This window comes from Buttiauxella gaviniae ATCC 51604, assembly GCF_001654835.1.
GTDB classification, from domain to species: Bacteria; Pseudomonadota; Gammaproteobacteria; order Enterobacterales; family Enterobacteriaceae; genus Buttiauxella; species Buttiauxella gaviniae.
This window is the reverse complement of sequence record NZ_LXEP01000033.1, coordinates 54,922-71,238: the sequence shown is the minus strand read 5'-3', so window position 1 is coordinate 71,238 and position 16,317 is coordinate 54,922. Positions and strand designations below refer to the sequence as shown.

General features: G+C 48.8%; 18 protein-coding genes. 8 read left to right on the top strand and 10 right to left on the bottom strand.

All coding sequences use genetic code 11. From position 1 onward, the window contains the following. Positions 1-284: 284 nt before the first annotated feature. Both M977_RS19290 and M977_RS19285 read right to left on the bottom strand, forming a co-directional pair. On the bottom strand, positions 285-506 hold the full coding sequence (locus M977_RS19290) for an SDR family oxidoreductase (protein ID WP_064518143.1): 222 nt from the start codon (positions 504-506) through the stop codon (positions 285-287). Positions 507-521: 15 nt separating this feature from the next. Beyond that, positions 522-1,664, bottom strand: coding sequence for an NADH-dependent flavin oxidoreductase (locus M977_RS19285; protein ID WP_064518141.1), 1,143 nt, complete (start codon positions 1,662-1,664; stop codon positions 522-524). 603 nt (positions 1,665-2,267) lie between these two features. Between M977_RS19285 and M977_RS19280 the strand changes: the two genes are divergently transcribed. Next, positions 2,268-2,888 (top strand): TetR/AcrR family transcriptional regulator, encoded by a 621-nt coding sequence (locus tag M977_RS19280; RefSeq protein ID WP_064518139.1) that lies wholly within the window; start codon positions 2,268-2,270, stop codon positions 2,886-2,888. A gap of 41 nt (positions 2,889-2,929) precedes the next feature. Here M977_RS19280 and M977_RS19275 read toward each other — a convergent pair whose 3' ends face one another. From M977_RS19275 to M977_RS26015, 5 genes are all read right to left on the bottom strand, one after another. Continuing rightward, positions 2,930-3,520 carry a flavin reductase family protein gene (locus tag M977_RS19275; protein ID WP_064518137.1) on the bottom strand — a complete coding sequence of 197 codons (591 nt, stop codon included), beginning with the start codon at positions 3,518-3,520 and terminating at the stop codon, positions 2,930-2,932. A 209-nt stretch (positions 3,521-3,729) separates the two neighbouring features. Next, on the bottom strand, positions 3,730-4,389 hold the full coding sequence (locus M977_RS19270) for an SDR family oxidoreductase (RefSeq protein WP_064518135.1): 660 nt from the start codon (positions 4,387-4,389) through the stop codon (positions 3,730-3,732). A gap of 151 nt (positions 4,390-4,540) precedes the next feature. Beyond that, positions 4,541-4,924 carry a nuclear transport factor 2 family protein gene (locus M977_RS19265; protein WP_064518133.1) on the bottom strand — a complete coding sequence of 128 codons (384 nt, stop codon included), beginning with the start codon at positions 4,922-4,924 and terminating at the stop codon, positions 4,541-4,543. 123 nt (positions 4,925-5,047) lie between these two features. Next, positions 5,048-5,254 (bottom strand): VTT domain-containing protein, encoded by a 207-nt coding sequence (locus tag M977_RS26165; RefSeq protein WP_425339051.1) that lies wholly within the window; start codon positions 5,252-5,254, stop codon positions 5,048-5,050. Between the two features lie 41 nt (positions 5,255-5,295). Beyond that, positions 5,296-5,502 carry a TVP38/TMEM64 family protein gene (locus M977_RS26015; RefSeq protein ID WP_064518131.1) on the bottom strand — a complete coding sequence of 69 codons (207 nt, stop codon included), beginning with the start codon at positions 5,500-5,502 and terminating at the stop codon, positions 5,296-5,298. Positions 5,503-5,806: 304 nt separating this feature from the next. Between M977_RS26015 and M977_RS26160 the strand changes: the two genes are divergently transcribed. The 5 genes from M977_RS26160 (at position 5,807) to chiD (ending at position 12,357) form a co-directional block, all read left to right on the top strand. Then, complete coding sequence (locus tag M977_RS26160) at positions 5,807-6,259, top strand: transposase (RefSeq protein WP_074392072.1); 453 nt, start codon at positions 5,807-5,809, stop codon at positions 6,257-6,259. A 1,023-nt stretch (positions 6,260-7,282) separates the two neighbouring features. Then, positions 7,283-9,133 carry a signal peptide peptidase SppA gene (sppA, locus tag M977_RS19250; RefSeq protein ID WP_064518128.1) on the top strand — a complete coding sequence of 617 codons (1,851 nt, stop codon included), beginning with the start codon at positions 7,283-7,285 and terminating at the stop codon, positions 9,131-9,133. A gap of 94 nt (positions 9,134-9,227) precedes the next feature. Further along, positions 9,228-10,244 (top strand): asparaginase, encoded by a 1,017-nt coding sequence (gene ansA, locus M977_RS19245; protein ID WP_064518126.1) that lies wholly within the window; start codon positions 9,228-9,230, stop codon positions 10,242-10,244. A gap of 9 nt (positions 10,245-10,253) precedes the next feature. Continuing rightward, the gene (pncA, locus tag M977_RS19240) at positions 10,254-10,883 is read left to right on the top strand and encodes a bifunctional nicotinamidase/pyrazinamidase (protein WP_064518124.1); all 630 of its coding nucleotides are present in this window, start codon (positions 10,254-10,256) and stop codon (positions 10,881-10,883) included. 202 nt (positions 10,884-11,085) lie between these two features. Beyond that, positions 11,086-12,357 (top strand): chitinase ChiD, encoded by a 1,272-nt coding sequence (chiD, locus tag M977_RS19235; protein WP_064518122.1) that lies wholly within the window; start codon positions 11,086-11,088, stop codon positions 12,355-12,357. A gap of 52 nt (positions 12,358-12,409) precedes the next feature. Here chiD and M977_RS19230 read toward each other — a convergent pair whose 3' ends face one another. Both M977_RS19230 and msrB read right to left on the bottom strand, forming a co-directional pair. Further along, positions 12,410-12,685 (bottom strand): YeaC family protein, encoded by a 276-nt coding sequence (locus M977_RS19230; protein WP_122974001.1) that lies wholly within the window; start codon positions 12,683-12,685, stop codon positions 12,410-12,412. A 42-nt stretch (positions 12,686-12,727) separates the two neighbouring features. Beyond that, complete coding sequence (msrB, locus tag M977_RS19225; RefSeq protein ID WP_064518120.1) at positions 12,728-13,141, bottom strand: peptide-methionine (R)-S-oxide reductase MsrB; 414 nt, start codon at positions 13,139-13,141, stop codon at positions 12,728-12,730. Between the two features lie 346 nt (positions 13,142-13,487). Here msrB and gapA point away from each other — a divergent pair, with 346 nt between their 5' ends. After that, positions 13,488-14,483, top strand: coding sequence for a glyceraldehyde-3-phosphate dehydrogenase (gene gapA / locus M977_RS19220; protein WP_064518118.1), 996 nt, complete (start codon positions 13,488-13,490; stop codon positions 14,481-14,483). A 75-nt stretch (positions 14,484-14,558) separates the two neighbouring features. Beyond that, a complete protein-coding gene (locus tag M977_RS19215) occupies positions 14,559-15,446 on the top strand; it encodes a D-hexose-6-phosphate mutarotase (protein ID WP_064518117.1) in 888 nt (295 codons plus the stop codon). Here M977_RS19215 and M977_RS19210 read toward each other — a convergent pair. Next, positions 15,443-16,294: an aldo/keto reductase gene (locus M977_RS19210; protein ID WP_064518115.1), complete on the bottom strand. Its 852-nt coding sequence runs from the start codon at positions 16,292-16,294 to the stop codon at positions 15,443-15,445. The genes M977_RS19215 and M977_RS19210 overlap by 4 nt on opposite strands. Positions 16,295-16,317 lie beyond the last annotated feature (23 nt).

Below are 16,317 nucleotides of genomic sequence, written 5' to 3'. Positions count from 1 at the left end.
ATAGGTTCGAATGACTGGAACACTTAGACTTCAAGTGCAGCAAGAATGACGGTTTCCATTTTCTCCGGAGTGGTAGTTGGAAAACGTCCGCTCTGAGCGAGGAGCGGAGGTACAGTGGCAAATATCTAAACAATAGTAATTATCAAAAGCGACTGTTTTTTTATATCTGGATATCTACATTCGGATTACCCCTGCACTTCAGGTAGTACAAAAAAATGCCCTGACATTTTCTACCTTTCGGTAAACTAGGGCATTTTCTATAACGCATTGATAATGCAGAATTGTCACCAGTTCTGTAGGGTAGGAGAAATAATCAGATCGTTTACTGTGACGTTATCCGGCTGGTTCAGCGCATAAATAACAGCATTGGCATCATCTTCAGAACTGATAGCAAACTTGTTCAGTTCCTGATCGGCCTTACGACCTTCAGGATCACTGACTTTATCAGCCCAGCCCGTATTGATAACGCCCGGAATCACAGTAAGAGAACAGCAAAAGAACGGCATTTATTGCTCTGTGGATCAAATATCCGGCGACTGCCAGTTCGCGTCATCTTTTACCGGAGGCAGGTAAGAAAGACGCTGCATATTCTGGTTCCATAGATTATCCGGAATGCGGTAACGGTCTTCCTTATGCGGATCGATAGCCGTCACAATACGGTCTTCCTGACCTGACGTGATCAGGCTGATAAGGTCTGGGTTCATCATTACGGTTTTACCTAGCGCAATAAATTCTGCCCACCCCGTCAGGTTGGCTTCGAGGATCTGGTCTGCAGTAAAGAGGTTACCGACACCAATCAGTGGCAGTTTGCCGTTAATACGTTCGTGCAATAGCTGCATACGGGTCAGCGAGGTATCTGCACCGCGACGAGCATTCTTGTAGAAGTCCCACAGTGAAACGTGCAGATACTGCAGTGGTTTCTGTACCAGTGCATCAATCAGGGCAAAGGTGTCTTCCATCGTCAGACCCTGCGTACCCGGTTCTTCCGGAGAGAAGCGGTAACCGACGATAAATTTTTCGCTGGCATACTTTTTCTTCACGTCCATAACGGCATCAACAATGGCTAGCGGGAAACGCAGACGCTGGTCAATTGTACCACCCCATTCATCGGTACGGCGGTTGCTTTCTCCTGATACAAACTGCTGGATCAGATAGTTATTGGCTCCGTGTATCTCAACGCCATCAAACCCTGCCTGAATGGCCAAATGCGCCGCATTGGCAAAGGCTGTAATCAGATCGCGAATTTCCTTGTGGGTCAGAGCCCTGGCTCCCGATTTCTCATCTGCTGAAGGAGCCACCATATCCCGGCCGTTTAGCAATTCAGGGATGCTCAGATGACCACCGTGGTGGATCTGAAGAATAACTGTGGCGCCCTGATTTTTAGCAATTCGGACGACTTCACGCAGGCTGGGTAAATCTTTCTCACCAATAGCTTCTGGTTGGCCGACAAACGCTTTTCCTTCCGGGGACACCAGAGTTGCTGCAGCGATAAAAAGGCCAAAGCCGTCAAAGCGATTGGTCAGAAAGTTACGCTCTTCATCACTCATGCTGCCGTCTTCATGCGAGGCAAAATGTGTCATTGGCGCAACGGTAAAACGGTTTTTAATGATGACGCCATTATTAAGGGCATAGGGTTCAAATAAAGGTGCAAATTTCGGGTTCATTCTGTTTCCTGTGTCATTTTTCTCGACGTAATGTTTATGTCTTAAATGCTAAAACGTACGCTGCGACAGAAAGTGTCTTACGCCATATTTATGTAACGACCACTAAATATTATTATATTTATAGCGATCACTACATAAAAAGGCAAGCATATTTTTCTCTCTCTGAACATTTTTGCTGTTTTTGTAATTGGTGTTTTAGCTATCGCTTTTTATCAGCGGGTTACCTGCGGAGCGGATGAGGAAACATTAATAGCCGCGAGGGCGCCCTTTTGACGGGAGCCCGTAGGTGGATAACATCTGATGCATCATGGTTTAACTCAGTGACAAAATCCCATATTTTGTGTAGCACTTACTACTTAATGACACTATTATGTAGTGATCGATACAATTCAACAGTCATCACTATGTACTGAGACGGGCTAAAGTTGAAAAAGAGGCGCTGCTGCGTCAAATGATCCTGACCGGTTATAACAGGCTGCGCGCCTTCACCTCGCTGAATGAGGGGGACTGAATGGGCGGGGTAACCACGGCCTACCGACGACACATGACCTCAAAATCTTGTATAGTGAGCCATCAGTTTTACTTTATTCATCAGGCAGGAATATGACAGATTCGACGCAAAGTCCCCCCTCACGAAGAGGACGCCCCCGTAATTTTGACCGGGACAAGGCCCTTGTTCGCGCATTGGGTGTTTTCTGGCGATGCGGATATGAACCAGCTTCTGTCGGCGAACTTTGCCGAGTGATGGATATTAATCCGCCCAGCTTGTACGCGGCCTTTGGCAGTAAGGCGCAGCTGTTTATGGAGGCGGTGAATTATTACGAAAGAACGTTCTGGGATGAGCCATGGGAAAGAATGCGTCAGGAAGAAAACGTATATGACGCTATCCATAACTTTTTTGAAGAAGCCGCCGTTATTCTCACGAGTCAGGAGGCGCCCTGTGGCTGCCTGGTTGTTCTGGCGGCCATCAACGTTTCACCGGATTCGAAAGATGTCTACGATGCGGTTAAGGCATTGAGAGAGGAAGGCAGGATTTACTTCAGGGAACGCCTGGAGGCTGGTAAGCAAGCTGGTCATTTGCCGTCTGATACGGATGTGGATGGTCTTGCCCTGACGTTGAATACACTGCTGGAAGGCATGTCCATACCCGCTCAGGATGGTATCTCGCAGGCTGAACTAAAGCGCATCTCAGCCCAAGCCGTTCGGCTCCTGCCGCGATTTTAAGACATCCGGCACTTTGATCCCGCCCCGCATAGGCGGGTTAATCATGGCATTTCCTGACCACCAATAGTCATACCCTCACCGGTGGCATAAAACTGTCCACCTGCAATGTAGTGCAGGCTTCGCCATGCTGGATCAGCGGAATCAAACTTCCAGTGGCCGTTGCTGAAGATTCGCGAATCCGCCCAGGCTCCCGTGATTTCTCCGATAAACAGATCATAAGTGCTTTGATTATGCGGCTCCTGGATAACCTTGCAGGCAAGCCATCCAGCACAGCCTTCAATAAAAGGCATATCCGTACCGGGCATTTCAAACACCCGAATGCCATGATGAGCCATTTTTTCCGGATCGGTGTGGAGGCTGTGGGTTCCTGCATGGTGTGTCAGCGCTATCTGTGCAACAGTCGGAACCTGAATAACAAATTGTCCGCTTTTTTCAATAAGCTCGCGCGTACGAGCCATCTTGTCCAGCACCACGGTCAGCTTTGGCGGGGCATAATCCAGGGCGCAAACCCATGATGCCGCCATCACATTATCCACACCGTCATATCGGGCCGATACCAGCGTCGTCGGTCCGTGGTTTATCAGGCGAAATGCCTTTGATAATTCAACTGGGGTAATAGTTACCGTTGCCATAGTTCATTCCTTTTTCAAAATTAACATCAGCCAGAGACCTCAGAGCATCTGCTCCGACTGCACCACGTTCTTACCCGGAACAGGATCCAGCGTGGCATCCGCTTTACAGAAGTCCCCACAATCAGGTAAGTACCTGAAGTCGATAACAGGTGCTGACAGCCTGGGATGGGGCACCCAGCACAATCAGTTTCATCATAACTCTTCCTGTATCAGGGCTTTTCCATGTGCATAACAGCTGTGCTGATAGCTTCATTACCCGCGGTCAGCTCAATAATGACCCGGCTGATGGCCGGACGGTTGATGATTTCAGCCAGTGTCCAAGCCAAGTCATCACGTGAAACGTCACCGTAGGGAATCGCAAGACCGGCACGAACTTTACCCTGACCCGGTTCATCAAGCAGTGTGCCAGGACGGAGGATCACCCAGTCAAGATCGGTTTCTGCCAGATACACATCAGCAAGTTTCTTGACGTACATGTAATTCTCAAATGATTCCGGCATACCTTTCGCGCGGAAGGATTCAGGGAACGCCGACACAAGGATGAATCTTTTGATCCCAGCTAGTTTTGCAGCCTCAACGGCCAGCTCCAGACCGTGACCGTCGATAGCTCGGGTCATGTCCTGGCCACCTTTACCGCCAGCACCAGCCGTAAAGACCACGATATCGCTACCGCTAAACAGGGCAGCGAGTCCCTGAGCATCAAGTTCAAGCAGGCTTCCCATGACGGGAATGGCACCGAGCGCGCGCAGCGGCTCTTCCTGTTCCGGATGGCGATAGAGTGAACGGGGTTGATTTCCCTGCTCAGACAGCTTCTGTGCCAGCCGGCGCCCTACTTTTCCGGCACCACCGATGATAAATACCTTTTTCATATTCGTACCTGTAATGAAGGATAATTGTTCGTCTCAGGCCACAGTTCTTCGCAGGATGGCTGACGACGGAACAATAAAAGCGATGCCTGTCATTTCTGGGTCGAGGCTATAGGACAAGGCATCAGGGGAGCATACCCCAACGTTCAGTTAATCAGGGGGCAACATGAGTGTGATAGATTTTGCTGAACACGATCCATTTGCCATCGACCTTGAGCAGATTGAAAAAGTCGGTAAAGCAGAAACCAGAGATATCGTTAGTATCAATACGCGCACTGGCAGCGGTACCCACAATATCGATGTTTACGATAACTCCCTGTGCTTCAGGCGATGGGAGGAAGGCTGAGTCAATAACGTCAAACAATCCCTGGATAGGCCCACCGGTCAGTTTGCCGTCACCGTCAACGCCGTAAATGGTTGCTTCGTTGCTGAAAGCCGGTTTCATGATACTGCTGTCAGCCTGTTTGCCACCTTCATTATACTGATTCAGTACCTTAACGATCGCGTTGTATTCCTGTACATATATTGGTTTGGTCATGCTTAAATCCTCGCATCTGAATGATGCTTAACGGGTTGCTTTTTGATTAAGGACCCTGCGCGCACGACGGGCACTCATTGTCAGTGAAATAATGACCACAATTCCTCCTGCAATGGTCAGAGCCTAAGTAATGTGAGAGACAGTTTCCCCGCTCTCTGAGAGTTGACTGACCTCTGAAACCAGTGAGCCAATAAATACGTATAAAACAGTGCCCGGCAACAGACCGGCCCATGTAGCCAGAAGGTACTGGCGGGTACTGATACGGCTCATTCCCAGTAGATAACTGAGAGGGACGAAGGGCAGAATCGATACCAGACGGAGCAGGAACACCACCCGAAATCCGTCATCAGAGATGACTGTATTGATGGCCTTTATCCTGGGTAGTGCATTGACCGTGCTTTAATGCGTGCTCCTGCCAGATAACGGCTAATCAGAAAAGCCAGCACCGCCGAAATCAGTCCGGCAATGGAAGTTGCCAACAAACCGCTCAGCGGACCGTACAAATATCCTGCCAACATCGCCAGCGGTGAAGCGGGAAACAACAACAACGTGGCAAGAATAAAAACACCAGCAAACAAAGCCGCCCGAGTGACCCCATCGCTTGTAGCCTGGCGATCAGTTCCTCTGTAATTGTTGGGTCCATTCAGTTCCTGTCCAGGCGTTATTCATTTATCACTGCCCTATCAGCCATCAGCAGTCAGGATAAATATGTAGTGATCACTATGTAATTTGTAGTGATCACTAAGGAATAAGTCAACATGAAATTGAATACGTTTGGAAGGTGCTGTCTGCTGGGAGACAGATTGTAAGTATCCCTGTAATCCGTGCCATTCCCTTTTAGAAATCTTCCGGCATACTGATTATGTCCCCGGGGAGATCGCCATGCGTAAAATCAGATTCACTGAGCACCAGATCATGGCCGTTCTGAAGTCTGTCGAAGCCGGGCGCACCGTCAAAGATGTGTGTCGCGAGGCCGCTATTTCCGAAGCCAGCTACTACAACTGGAAGGCGAAATATGGCGGGATGGAAGCCGCTGATATTAAAAATATCAAAGATCTTGAGGACGAGAATCGTCGTCTGAAACAGATGTTTGCCGATCTGAGTCTGGAATGCCGGGCGCTGAAGGACGTTATCGAACGATTTAACCGAACATACCGGACCGAAATACTGGATTTTTATCTGTTCAGAACGCTGAACGAAGCACGGGAAATAACGGAACGCTGGCTGAACGAATACAACTGTGAGCGGCCCCATGAATCCCTGAATAACCTGACACCGGAAGAGTACCGGCTGATGGCTGAGAAACCGGAAATCTCAAAAAGTGCGTGGAACTAAAATGGGTATGCTTACATCTCCACAGTAACTGTCTGAAATTCCTGCTGAGCCATTACTTTCGCGATAAACTTCACGCACAAGGCTCAGTAGAGGTTGAGCGAATTCATCCTCAAACAAAGTGTCAACAGGAGAGATGGTTCATTCCACCTCGCTATTTACCCATACAGAAGTCGTCATGCCAAACACCTGTTCAGTAAGATTGCTTTTAAACAATTCTCTTGCGATTAAGTATAGCGTAGATGCAATAACCTCCCCTTTTGATGCTCCTGTTAAATAACATAATTTGGATAACGATACTTTTCCTGTTTTCGCAAGAAGTTCAATAAGTTGCATATGTAAAGGAGTAATAGTCTGGAACCCTGAATAGCGATATAACAGCTTCAGATTGCCAAGTGTGGGACTCATGCGAATTTGTTTTTCTGTGACAAGCTTAAGCGGACAATCAAGCTCAAAGGCGGCTTGCTGCTTAGCGGGAAATCGCTGGAGAAAATCGGGTTCTACAACAAACTCGGCAGGTTTAACCTCTAAAAAATATGGCCTATTCTTAAAGTCAGTGACACGAAAATCAGGGGTGTAGGGGAATTTCTGTCCCTCAGTTTAGTAATAGAAACCTTCAGGCTGTGCTTCAAAAGTCTGGACCAGTGGGGAGAATTCAAGATGAAAACAGGTATCAAACTACAGCGATGATTCGACTGTGAAAACAGTGTTCATCTTTATACTGGCAAATTTGAAGAGTTTTTTGACCCGTGAGTGCTTCAGCTGCCGACGGTACATAGTACCCCCAACATGTTGTTGCTTTACTACAAATTTAGATTATAGCGACCTAACTTTCCATTTTATGTCAGGTTATGGGTACCTTATGTCAGCTTATGGGTAAAACGACATTTAAGCGGCAAAACTAACACAGCAGTAAATTTTGTTACAGCGCAGTAAAGATTTCCTGCTGACTTTTGCCCTGGGGGTATTTAGGATAGCAATCACTTTAGCTATACCTCAGCTAAAACTGAGTAATTCGGAGAGTACATGCGCACCATTGGGCGATTTATTGCCGGTTTTTTTAAGTGGACCTGGCGTCTACTTAACTTTATTCGAGAATTTATTCTCAACCTATTTTTAGTGTTGCTGGTGCTGGTTGGCGTAGGGATCTGGATGCAGATTAACAGCGCGCCAGCAGAACCTGCACGCGGTGCGTTATTGCTTGATATCACCGGCGTGGTGGTCGATAAGCCTTCAGTCAGCAATAAACTGGGCGTGATTGGCCGCCAGTTGCTTGGCGCAAGCTCAGATCGTCTGCAGGAAAACTCGTTGTTTGATGTGGTCGATACTATTCGACAGGCAAAAGATGACCGCAATATCACCGGCATTGTGCTGGATTTAAAAGAGTTTGCCGGTGGCGACCAGCCATCTATGCAATATATCGGTAAAGCACTGCGTGAATTCCGCGACAGTGGTAAACCGGTTTATGCCGTGGGCGACAGCTACAACCAGGGGCAATATTACCTGGCAAGTTTTGCCAATAAAATTTGGCTCTCACCGCAGGGCGTGGTGGATCTTCACGGCTTTGCCACTAACTCGCTCTATTACAAAACGCTGCTCGATAAACTGAAAGTCTCCACGCATATCTTCCGCGTCGGGACTTATAAATCCGCCGTTGAGCCGTTTATTCGGGATGATATGTCACCTGCTGCGCGTGAAGCAGATAGCCGCTGGATTGGCGAGCTGTGGCAAAACTACCTCACCACTATTGCAGCTAACCGCCAGATTACAGCACAGCAAGTGTTCCCGGGTGCACAGGGTCTGCTTGATAACCTGCAAAAACTGGGGGGCGATACCGCGAAATATGCCCTGGATAACAAACTGGTTGATGAACTTGCCAGCAGCGCCGCGGTTGATAAGGCCATGGTGAAACAATTTGGCTGGAACAAAGAAAACAAAGATTTCAGCTACACCAGCATGTATGACTACGTGGTAAAAAAACCGTCTGATAAAGGTGATGCTATCGCAGTGATTATCGCCAATGGCGCGATCATGGATGGAGAGGAAACGCCAGGCCAGGTTGGTGGTGACACCACAGCAATGCAAATTCGCGAGGCGCGCCTTGACCCGAAAGTGAAATCGATTGTTCTGCGCGTAAATAGCCCGGGCGGCAGCGTCTCCGCATCAGAAGTGATTCGTGATGAGCTGGAAGCGGCACGCGCGGCGGGTAAGCCAATTGTGGTTTCAATGGGCGGTATGGCGGCTTCCGGCGGTTACTGGATTTCAACTCCAGCCAATTACATTGTGGCAAGCCCGAATACGTTAACCGGATCAATTGGTATCTTTGGCGTCATCAATACCGTTGAAAACAGCCTCGATTCGATTGGCGTTCATACTGATGGAGTGGCGACTTCACCATTAGCCGATGTTGCAGTGACCAAATCTCTGCCACCGGAAGTTCAACAGATGATGCAGTTGACCATCGAGAACGGTTATAAGCGCTTTGTGAACCTGGTTGCAGACTCCCGCAAGAAAACACCGGAGCAAATCGATGCCATCGCTCAGGGACATGTCTGGACAGGTCAGGATGCAAAAGCAAACGGCCTGGTAGACAGCCTGGGTGATTTCGATGATGCCGTAGCGAAAGCCGCTGAGCTTGCGAAACTTAAAAGCTGGCACCTGGTTTTCTGGCAGGATGAGCCAAGCGTGCTTGATATGGTCTTCAACAGCGTGAGCGGCTCGGTACGCGCCATGTTGCCACAAGCGTTGCAGGCATATTTACCAGCACCGTTAGCGGATGCGGCCTTGGCGGTAAAAGCGCAAAACGATAAGTTTGGCACGATGAATGATCCGCAAAACCGATACGCCTTCTGCTTGACCTGCGGTGATGTGCGATAATCTTTAATCCAGCCCGGTATTTACCGGGCTGTTTTTTTTGACCCACCGCCTTATACTGCGCCCCATAACGTAAAAGCCAGCCCTGAGCTCACTCATGCAAAAAAAATCAATCTACGTTGCCTATACCGGCGGTACTATCGGTATGCAGCGTTCAGAGCACGGTTACATTCCTGTTTCCGGCCACTTACAACGCCAGTTGGCTTTGATGCCAGAATTCCATCGCCAGGAAATGCCTGATTTCACGATTCACGAATATCAGCCGCTGATGGACTCCTCTGATATGACGCCTGAGGACTGGCAGCATATTGCTGATGACATTAAAGCCAATTACGACAAATACGACGGCTTTGTGATTCTGCATGGCACCGACACCATGGCGTTTACCGCCTCGGCGCTCTCTTTCATGCTGGAAAACCTCAGCAAGCCGGTGATTGTTACTGGTTCGCAGATTCCCCTGGCTGAGCTTCGTTCTGATGGGCAGATTAACCTGCTTAACTCTTTGTACATCGCTGCCAATTTCCCAATTAACGAAGTCACGCTGTTCTTCAATAACCGTCTGTATCGCGGCAACCGCACCACCAAAGCCCATGCCGACGGTTTTGATGCCTTTGCCTCACCAAATCTTGCTCCGTTGCTTGAAGCGGGTATCCATATTCGACGTCTGAATACACCCGCCGCGCCACACAGCGAAGGCGAGTTAATTGTTCACCCGATTACCCCACAACCGATTGGTGTGGTGACGATTTATCCAGGGATTTCAGCAGACGTTGTCGGTAACTTTTTACGCCAGCCGGTAAAAGCGTTGATCCTACGTTCTTACGGTGTGGGTAATGCTCCGCAGCACGGCGCGTTCCTCAAAGAGTTACAAGAAGCCTGTTCACGCGGCATTATCGTTGTAAATTTGACGCAATGTATGTCCGGTAAAGTCAATATGGGTGGCTACGCAACGGGTAACGCACTGGCTCAGGCAGGTGTAGTTAGCGGCTATGATATGACTGTAGAAGCGACGTTGACTAAGCTTCATTATTTGCTCAGCCAGAATCTGGATGTGCAGGCCATTCGCGAGGCCATGACGCGTAACTTGCGTGGTGAACTCACCCCAGACGAGTAAGGAGACACCATGAAACGTGCTTTGTTGATGGTTGATATACAGAATGATTTTTGTGCCGGTGGTGCCCTTGCTGTCCCTGACGGCGATAGTATCGTTGATGTGGCGAATGCGCTGATTAGCTTTTGCAAAACGCGTGGAGATGCAATTGTTGCCACACAAGACTGGCATCCAGCTAATCACGGAAGCTTTGCCAGCGTCCAAAAAACCGAGCCTTACACCCAGGGAAAACTCGACGGATTGAGACAAACCTGGTGGCCTGATCACTGCGTACAACACAGCGAAGGTGCGCAACTCCACCCTTTGCTGAACACTCAGGAGATCGACGCTATTTTTCGCAAAGGCGAAAACACTCAAATCGATAGCTACAGTGGCTTTTTCGATAACGGGCATCGCCAGAAAACGGAGCTCGACAGCTGGCTATTTCGCAATGAGATCAAACAGCTCGTTGTGATGGGACTGGCAACCGATTATTGCGTGAAGTTCACGGTACTTGACGCTCTAACACTGGGTTACGACGTGATAGTGATTACAGATGGTTGCCGGGGCGTGAACCTTCATCCTCAGGACAGCCTGAAGGCATTCCAGACCGTGTCTGCGGCAGGTGCCACTTTAATGACGTTTGCTGATTTTACTTACTAGTTTCCTCCAGGGTGCAATCGCGCCCTTTTCCCTTTCTCGATTCCGCTCTCATTCTGAACTTTTATAGCTCGCTCATTTCTGAGAGCGCTCTCATAATGAATTTGTTTATTAATGCAGCATGTTAGCTGTGTTTTTTACCTGTCGCCCCGCTGGGTTGCGTCAGGCTTTTAATCGATCTTGCTCGTCAAAGAGGAACTACCCTATGGTCTTCACACGTAAACTGCTGCCCTTGCTGGCAGTAATACAAATCGCTTGTGCCGGTGTGGCTCAAGCAAGCTCTTACCTCTCCGTCGGTTATTTCAATGGTGGCGGTGATGTTACTGCCGGGCCTGGTGGCGATATCAATAAACTTGATGTGCGCCAGATAACCCACCTCAATTACTCATTTGGCCTGATTTACAACGATGAGAAAGACGAAACCAACGGGGCACTGAAAGACGCATCAAAACTGCATCAAATTTGGCTCTCGCCAAAAGTCATCTCAGATCTTGAAAAGATCCCTGCACTGCGGAAACAAAATCCGCAGTTGAAGGTTTTACTGTCGGTTGGCGGCTGGGGAGCACGTGGTTTTTCAGGCGTTGCTGCAACATCTGAAAATCGTGCAGTGTTTATCCGTTCGGCACAAGACGTTATTGCCAAATACGGGCTGGATGGTATCGATCTGGACTGGGAATATCCGGTCAACGGTGCGTGGGGCCTGGTAGCCAGCATGCCGGAAGATCGCGCTAACCTCACTTCGTTGCTCAATGAGTTACGTACTGCGCTGGGCAAACAAAAATTACTGACCATTGCAGTGGCTGCAAACGTGAAAGGCCCGACCGAATGGGTCGATATGAAAGCCATTGCGCCAGCGCTTGATTACATCAATCTGATGGCCTACGACATGGCGTACGGCACTCAGTATTTCAACTCGAATCTTTATGACTCGAAAGCCTGGCCAACAGTTGCGAAAGCGGATAAGTACAGCGCTGATTATGTGGTGAGTAACTACATTGCTGCGGGCATGAAACCGGCGCAGCTAAATCTGGGTATTGGTTTCTATGGCCGCGTACCTAAGCGCGCAGTGGAGCCAGGCATTGACTGGGATAAACCAGATGCAGCTAAAAACCCGGTCACCCAACCCTACTTTGGCGCACCGGAAAAAACTGTGTTTACATCGTTTGGGTTGGATCTGTCGAAAGACACTTATCTGAAATACAACGATATTGTGAGCAAAATGCTCAACGATCCGCAAAAACGTTTTACCGAGCACTGGGATAACGACGCGCAGGTGCCTTATCTGACAATGAAATCTGCTGAGGGCAAAGATCTGTTTGCTATCTCGTATGAGAACCCACGTTCAGTGGCTGCCAAAGCGGAGTACATCAAAGCTAAAGGATTAGGTGGCGCAATGTTCTGGGAGTATGGCGCAGATGACAATAATCAGTTGGCAAAAGAGTTAGCCAAAGATTTGGGTATTAAAACAGAGCATTAATTTTAAAAACCAGGGTGGGTGGCATTGCGCCATCCACCCTTTAAGCTCACCGTTACAGCTTCACGGTCATAATCGGCGCAGGCTCAATGCCGAACTCAGCTTTAAGCTGCTGCTTACTCTTCATCACGATATTGCCATCAGTGCCGATAGTCATATGCTGCGGGTCAGTGTTATGGCGCGTCTGCCACATCATCACTAACTGCAAACTGTTCTCTTTTTGATCGGGCGTCAGTGCCACACCGTCTGGCCATTTTCCCAGCTCAACGGCGGTCACCAGACGTTGATAAACTTCCGGTGTCATTGCTTCTAACATCTCGTCCAGGTTCATCATGTGGCAAGTTCCTGTGGAATAATTTGCTGAATCGATTTTTCAACCTTCGATTTGCTCACCGTTTTGGTCGTCGGTGAAGTTTAATGAAGCTGAATTCACGCAGTAACGCTCACCTGTTGGCTGCGGACCATCCGGGAAAACATGGCCTAAGTGGGCTTCACAATTGCCGCAACGGATTTCAATTCGCTCCATACCGTGGGTGAAGTCCTTGATGTAATGAATAGCACTGTCGCTTACAGGTTCATAGAAGCTAGGCCAGCCGCAGCCTGAGTCATACTTAGACTCTGACATAAACAACGGTGCGTCGCAGACCAGGCAGTGATACACCCCTTCCCGTTTGTTATGCAGCAGACGCCCGGAAAACGGTGGCTCAGTGCCATGTTTCTGGGTGACATAAAACTGCATCTCAGAAAGGTTTTTTTTCGATAAATCAGGAGGTAATTGGTTAGCCATATGCGTGCATCTCGTGCAGTGGGAACTGTAACTGATAACAGCATGATTCTAACAAAAAATTAACAACGCCGTGCTGTTTTTTGTTCTAAACTTAGCCCTGAATTTCTGGCGCAGCGTCAATTGTGATCGCCGTCACATTTTTGTTGGAATGGTCCTTTAAAATTCCTCGCATCGTCCCCATTTGGATAAAGAGCCAAAAGGGAAGCGCGAGGCGGTTCAGTCGTTCAAATGATGTCCATAGGATTGATTTGTCGCAATGATTGACACGATTCCGCTTGACGCTGAGTAAGGTTTTTGTAATTTTACAGGCAACCTTTTATTCACTAACAAATAGCTGGTGGAATATATGACTATCAAAGTAGGTATCAACGGTTTTGGCCGTATCGGCCGTATTGTTTTCCGTGCTGCTCAGGAACGTTCTGACATCGAGATCGTTGCAATCAACGACCTGTTAGACGCTGAATACATGGCTTACATGCTGAAGTACGACTCAACTCACGGTCGTTTCAACGGCACTGTAGAAGTCAAAGACGGCCACCTGGTTGTTAACGGCAAAACTATCCGTGTTACCGCAGAACGTGATCCGGCTAACCTGAAGTGGAACGAAGTCAACGTAGACGTTGTTGCTGAAGCAACTGGTCTGTTCCTGACTGACGAAACTGCTCGTAAGCACATCACTGCTGGCGCTAAAAAGGTTGTTCTGACTGGTCCTTCTAAAGACAGCACTCCTATGTTCGTTAAAGGTGCTAACTTCGAGAAATATGCTGGCCAGGATATCGTTTCTAACGCATCTTGCACCACTAACTGCCTGGCACCACTGGCTAAAGTTATCAACGACAACTTCGGTATCGTTGAAGGCCTGATGACCACAGTTCACGCAACTACCGCTACTCAGAAAACTGTTGATGGCCCGTCTCACAAAGACTGGCGCGGCGGCCGCGGTGCAGCTCAGAACATCATCCCTTCTTCTACCGGTGCTGCTAAAGCTGTAGGCGTTGTACTGCCAGAGCTGAACGGTAAAATCACTGGTATGGCGTTCCGCGTTCCAACTCCAAACGTGTCTGTAGTTGACCTGACCGTTCGTCTGGAAAAAGCTGCGTCTTACGAAGAAATCAAGAAAGCAATCAAAGCGGCTTCTGAAGGCCCAATGAAAGGCGTTCTGGGTTACACCGAAGACGACGTTGTATCTACTGATTTCAACGGCGAAATCTGTACTTCTGTGTTCGATGCTAAAGCTGGTATCGCACTGAACGATCACTTTGTGAAACTGGTTTCCTGGTACGACAACGAAACTGGCTACTCAAACAAAGTACTGGACCTGATCGCTCACATCTCCAAATAAGTTGAGATGAGCTATTAGTCCTGAAGGCGACCCATGCGGTCGCCTTTTTTTTGCCTTCGATTGATAGGTGAGTCAATGATTAACAAAATTTTTGCCCTTCCAGTAGTTGAACAAATCACTCCTTCTATTTCCCGCCGTCAGATTGATGAGCTGGAAGTTATCGTGGTTGAACATCCACAAGCTCGTGGTGCTGTGACTTTGCAAGGCGCACACCTGTTGTCATGGAAACCAGCTGGTGAAGAAGAAGTGCTTTGGCTCAGCGGCAACACACCGTTCAAGCACGGCACGGCTATTCGTGGCGGCGTGCCAATCTGCTGGCCATGGTTTGGCCCAGGTGCGCAAGCAGACCTGCCAGCACACGGTTTTGCTCGCAACCTGCCGTGGACACTGACTGCGCATAACGAAGATGAAAGTGGCGTTGCCCTGACCTTCGAATTGCAAAGCAGCGATGCGACTCGCAAGTACTGGCCACATGACTTTACCCTGTACGCACGTTACAAGCTGGGTAAAACATGTGAAATGGAACTGGAAGCACACGGCGAGTTCGAAGTTAACTCCGCTCTGCATACTTATTTCAACGTTGGCGATATTGCTGATGTGAAAGTGAGTGGGCTGGGTATCAAGTATATTGATAAAGTGCTTAACGCTTCTGAAGGCCAGTTGACCGACGGTGTGCAGACCTTCCCGGACCGCACAGACCGTGTTTATCTGGACCCAGAAGAGTGCAGCGTTATTCATGATGCAAGCCTGAACCGCACCATTGACGTTGTTCACCACCACCACATCAATGTGGTTGGCTGGAACCCAGGCCCGGCATTGTCTACTTCTATGGCTGATATGCCAGATGATGGTTACAAGACTTTCGTGTGTGTTGAAACCGCATGTGCAAGCGCAACACAGAAAGCGACGGCTGATAAACCAGCTCGTTTAGCGACAACTATCCGTGTAGCGAAAAAAGCTTAAACCATATCTAAAGGCGTTTTGCGGCCCGGTGCCAGGAACGCCTTTTCCATCAGTGTTATTTCTTCCTGACTCAAGACAACTTCACGTGCCGCCGCATTTTCTTTCACATGCGCCACACTCCCCGCTTTCGGAATGGCCATCACACCATCGTGATGAATAACCCATGCCAGTAATAGCTGCGCGACGCTCACACCTTTACGCTTAGCCAACTCATTGAGTGCCGGATGGTTCATCAACCCACTGCGCAAACGCCCTGCCTGGGCTAACGGGCAATAAGCCATAACAGGCATCTGCTGTTGCTGGCACCATTGCAGTAAATCATGTTCAATCCCACGAGATGCAAGGTGGTAAAGCACCTGGTTGGTAGCACAACCGCGCCCACCAGCCATACTCCATAACTCCTGCATATCTGAATAGTCGAGATTCGAAACACCCCAACGGCGAATTTTGCCTTGCTCAATCAGTTGCTGCATAGCACTGACCGTATCTTGCAGGGGAATATCACCACGCCAGTGCAGTAAATAGAGGTCGAGATAATCTGTTTTTAGCCTTTTCAGGCTCGCCTCGCATGCGGCAATAGCCTGCTGCCCTGCGGCGTTCCACGGATACACCTTTGAAACGAGGAAAACCTCATTTCGCCTGCCGCTAATAGCTTCACCCACCACCTTTTCCGCGCCACCATCAGCATACATTTCAGCGGTATCGATAAGCGTTAAGCCGAGATCAAGGCCCGTTTGGAGCGCACGCACTTCATCCGCACGTTGCGAGGGGTTTTCACCCATATACCAGGTACCTTGCCCGATACCAGATAAAGGTTTTGATGCAGAGAAAGAAATTTGATTCGCCATGACAACTCTCCTTAAATGATTGC

Excerpts from the sequence above, each read along its gene's own strand:
- M977_RS19290 (WP_064518143.1), bottom strand. The coding sequence starts at position 506 with ATGCCGTTCTTTTGCTGTTCTCTTACTGTGATTCCGGGCGTTATCAAT.
- M977_RS19285 (WP_064518141.1), bottom strand. The coding sequence starts at position 1,664 with ATGAACCCGAAATTTGCACCTTTATTTGAACCCTATGCCCTTAATAAT.
- M977_RS19280 (WP_064518139.1), top strand. The coding sequence starts at position 2,268 with ATGACAGATTCGACGCAAAGTCCCCCCTCACGAAGAGGACGCCCCCGT.
- M977_RS19275 (WP_064518137.1), bottom strand. The coding sequence starts at position 3,520 with ATGGCAACGGTAACTATTACCCCAGTTGAATTATCAAAGGCATTTCGC.
- M977_RS19270 (WP_064518135.1), bottom strand. The coding sequence starts at position 4,389 with ATGAAAAAGGTATTTATCATCGGTGGTGCCGGAAAAGTAGGGCGCCGG.
- M977_RS19265 (WP_064518133.1), bottom strand. The coding sequence starts at position 4,924 with ATGACCAAACCAATATATGTACAGGAATACAACGCGATCGTTAAGGTA.
- M977_RS26160 (WP_074392072.1), top strand. The coding sequence starts at position 5,807 with ATGCGTAAAATCAGATTCACTGAGCACCAGATCATGGCCGTTCTGAAG.
- sppA (WP_064518128.1), top strand. The coding sequence starts at position 7,283 with ATGCGCACCATTGGGCGATTTATTGCCGGTTTTTTTAAGTGGACCTGG.
- ansA (WP_064518126.1), top strand. The coding sequence starts at position 9,228 with ATGCAAAAAAAATCAATCTACGTTGCCTATACCGGCGGTACTATCGGT.
- pncA (WP_064518124.1), top strand. The coding sequence starts at position 10,254 with ATGAAACGTGCTTTGTTGATGGTTGATATACAGAATGATTTTTGTGCC.
- chiD (WP_064518122.1), top strand. The coding sequence starts at position 11,086 with ATGGTCTTCACACGTAAACTGCTGCCCTTGCTGGCAGTAATACAAATC.
- M977_RS19230 (WP_122974001.1), bottom strand. The coding sequence starts at position 12,685 with ATGAACCTGGACGAGATGTTAGAAGCAATGACACCGGAAGTTTATCAA.
- msrB (WP_064518120.1), bottom strand. The coding sequence starts at position 13,141 with ATGGCTAACCAATTACCTCCTGATTTATCGAAAAAAAACCTTTCTGAG.
- gapA (WP_064518118.1), top strand. The coding sequence starts at position 13,488 with ATGACTATCAAAGTAGGTATCAACGGTTTTGGCCGTATCGGCCGTATT.
- M977_RS19215 (WP_064518117.1), top strand. The coding sequence starts at position 14,559 with ATGATTAACAAAATTTTTGCCCTTCCAGTAGTTGAACAAATCACTCCT.
- M977_RS19210 (WP_064518115.1), bottom strand. The coding sequence starts at position 16,294 with ATGGCGAATCAAATTTCTTTCTCTGCATCAAAACCTTTATCTGGTATC.